The sequence below is a fragment of the Mesorhizobium sp. M5C.F.Ca.IN.020.32.2.1 genome (genome assembly GCF_004023105.1).
GTDB classification, from domain to species: domain Bacteria; phylum Pseudomonadota; class Alphaproteobacteria; order Rhizobiales; family Rhizobiaceae; genus Mesorhizobium; species Mesorhizobium wenxiniae.
The window spans coordinates 1-3,021 of record NZ_RZSX01000775.1 but is presented as its reverse complement, the minus strand read 5'-3'; the positions used below and the strand labels follow the sequence as shown (position 1 = coordinate 3,021).

2 protein-coding genes and 1 pseudogene are annotated in these 3,021 nt (G+C 60.4%); 1 reads left to right on the top strand and 2 read right to left on the bottom strand.

Going from position 1 to position 3,021, the window contains the following annotated elements:
• Window positions 1–146: 146 nt before the first annotated feature.
• Complete coding sequence (locus tag EOA86_RS28625) at window positions 147–1,142, bottom strand: glycosyltransferase family A protein (RefSeq protein ID WP_065008579.1); 996 nt, start codon at window positions 1,140–1,142, stop codon at window positions 147–149.
• A 381-nt stretch (window positions 1,143–1,523) separates the two neighbouring features.
• Here EOA86_RS28625 and EOA86_RS40725 point away from each other — a divergent pair.
• A pseudogene (locus EOA86_RS40725) lies at window positions 1,524–1,780 on the top strand (ABC transporter ATP-binding protein); the annotation flags it as partial.
• Between the two features lie 88 nt (window positions 1,781–1,868).
• Here the strand turns inward: EOA86_RS40725 and EOA86_RS28615 are convergent.
• A partial coding sequence (locus EOA86_RS28615; RefSeq protein ID WP_164892063.1) for a sensor domain-containing diguanylate cyclase occupies window positions 1,869–3,021 on the bottom strand: 1,153 nt, incomplete at its 5' end.

Genomic DNA, 3,021 nt, shown 5'->3' with positions numbered 1-3,021 from the left:
GGAGCAGGGAAATGAACAGGAAGAGGCCGGCACCTTCGAGAACCGCCGCGGCCAAACCTAGTCCGACGATAGTCAGCCCGGCCATGCAGGTGCTGCCGCCAAGCGGATGAGCCGCCGCAACCGCCCGAACAGTGACGCGCTGATATTCACCAGCTGGTCTCTTCATAGAGCGGACGGAACTTGGCGTTCTTGTTGCGCATCCGTTTCACTCCAACCTTGATCCAGCGAGGAACCAACCTAGCCCTGCAGTAAATGTCTATCATATTGGGCAGGCGAGAAATCGCCGTGCGCGGATCCAGGACGAAGAGTTTTTTCGATAGGTCGCAGGCCGCGTAAAGCTGCCCGCCGATCAAAGCTCTCAACGCAAGCCAATGGATCATATCGACCAGATGCGCATCGAGATCGCTGCCGAACTGCGGATATTTTTCGCGAAACTCGGCAAGAACAATCTCACACGAACGAAGCATCTGCATGACATCGCTCGACATGTTGACGTTCGTTATCCGGTAACCCACGAGATGCTGAGGCACGACGCGGAATTCGTAATTTTCCGCTATTCTGAGGCACATTAGAAGATCCTCGCAGCCTTGTGCATTCCTGGCCCTCAGCGAAGGATCGAATTGTCCCGCCCGCTCGAATGCGGAGCGACGCACCAGCATCGAACTTCCGTTGCCAACAAAGTTCATTCTGCACATCCGTTGCAGAACGCGGCCATCGGCATCGGGCCGGAAGGATAGTGAGAATACCCGGCCGTTCTCGTCGATTTGGGCAAACCAGCAATATGCCAGGCCCGCAGAAGAGCCGCCTTCCTGCAGGGCGCGCAGTTGCAGTGCGATCTTGGATGGGGCCCAGAGATCATCCGCGTCGACAAACGCCAGAAACTCCGCATCGGTAGAGGCCGCACCGCTGTTGCGGGCCTGCGCAACACCGGCGTTCGACTGCCTCATTAGGCGTATACGCCGGTCTCTCTCAGCACAGGAGGCCACAATCGAGGCGGACTGGTCCGTCGACCCGTCGTCCACCACGATAATGTCCAGCGCCTGATGGTCCTGCTGGCAGATGCTGGTCAAGGTGGCGCGAATGGTTCGCTCGGCATTGAACATCGGCACCACGACGCCTACCGTCGCATTGTCTTGGATCATTGGAGCCTTCGTTTTTTCTGCGGGAGCTGGTAAACGACGGATGGCGCCAGCATTGCAATCAGCACCGCTCTTCCATGATCGGGGCGAATTCGAGGCAAATGAGGTCGGTCATTCAGCCTGAACCTATCGTAGCTGGCGGGTTCGGACCGTGACGAAGCAACGCCATATCCGGAAAACAGACACAAGGATCGATCGCGTAACGCTGCCTTATTAGCCTCTACTGAACAAGCCCGTCAACTGGCGCCGCGCGACGCGGATTGGCAGTCGCCCGCAACTTCGGCCTCGCGTGTGCGGGACCGTGTGCTGGTCCTCGTTGATCACTGCGCGATTTGTAGCGACATGTTCTACGGGCACGACGCGGCCTCGGCCGGCGACGCCGAGCGGGCCATGGTGCGCGATCCGATATCCTCATCCTGGACGAAGCCACCAATGCGGTGGACGGACTTTCGGAAGCGGCAATCGTCGAGACCCTGAAGTCGAGGACCGGCCGCCGCACGACCATAGTCATCAGCCATCATCACAGCACCACCTCGTTCTGCGACGACGTGGTGATCCTGAGCGGCGGGCGTGTGAAAAAGCAGGCGCCTTTCGCCGCTCTGGCATCGCTCAGCATTGATGAACTCTACCGGCATGAATCAAGTGACTGGGGCTGTCGTGCCTGCTGCGTGCGCCGGGCCGTCGTGGCGAGCGACACTTTAGCCATATCAAGCCCAGACGAGTGTCCGTCTATTTTTGGGGAGATGTTACCAACTGGAATTGTCGCTCGCCGGGGGCGCTGCTGCGAGCGACGATGACCCGGTCGCGACCCTCACCCTTGGCCTCGTAAAGCGCGTGATCCGCAGCATTCGTGAGTTCGGCCCAGCTCGCTCCATGCTCCGGGTAAGCGGCGACCCCGAACGAAACTGTAACAGTGCCCAGCGTCCGCCCGCGATGCGCCAAGTGAAGCTGCCTGATTGCCTGGCGCAGCGTCTCTGCCCTCTCAGCGCCTTCCTCCAGCGAGCATCCCGGCATTACGAGGGCGAATTCCTCACCGCCGTAGCGCGATACGACATCGCTATCCCTGGCATGCTCGATCAATGTGGCGGCGACCTGCTTCAAGACTAAGTCGCCGGCCTCGTGGCCGAACGTGTCGTTGAACTGTTTGAAATGATCGACGTCGAGCATCATGATCACCAGCGGCTGAGCCGAGCGCTCCATCCGGCGCAGTTCACGGCTGCTGGTTTCCTCGAGATACCGCCTGTTGAACAGACCGGTGTTCGGATCGCGGATCGATTGCTGCCGCAGCGTCTCGCGCAAGCGCAGATTGGCGAGCGCCAATGCCAGCGTATCGACAACGCCGCGCAGGATCTGCTGCCTCTCAGCCAGCCATTGCGGTTTGTCAGCCGCATTCGGTTCACACAAGTGGAGGATGCCCAGCGTTTCGCCTTGTGCCGCCAGAGGCATGCAGACGTAGCCCTTGCCGCCATTCTCGGTGATATGGGCGCAGCGCGGCGACAGCATGCCCGGGCCGGCGACATGCTCCTGCCCGCGGCGCAACGCCCAGCAGTCTTCCGGCGCAAATTGGGTAGCGCTCGACCGAACGGAGCCCCAATGCGCCACCTCTTCCACCAGGTTGCGCGAGGCGCTGGTCAGGTGGACGGTCCCACTCAAGCCGCCGAGGAACTCGGCCATGGCGGTGCCAACCACTGAAAACGCTTCAGGAAACGTAACGCAGGCCTGCAGCAGCTCCCCTAGCTTCACCAGACGGGAGGTGGTTTCCGACTTCTCGTGCAATTCGCGATTTAGCACCGCTAGTTGATCGGCACGCTCGTTCACAACGCCTTCTGCGCGGCGCAGTTCGCTGATGTCGTTGAGCGTGAGGACGAGACCACCGTCGGAC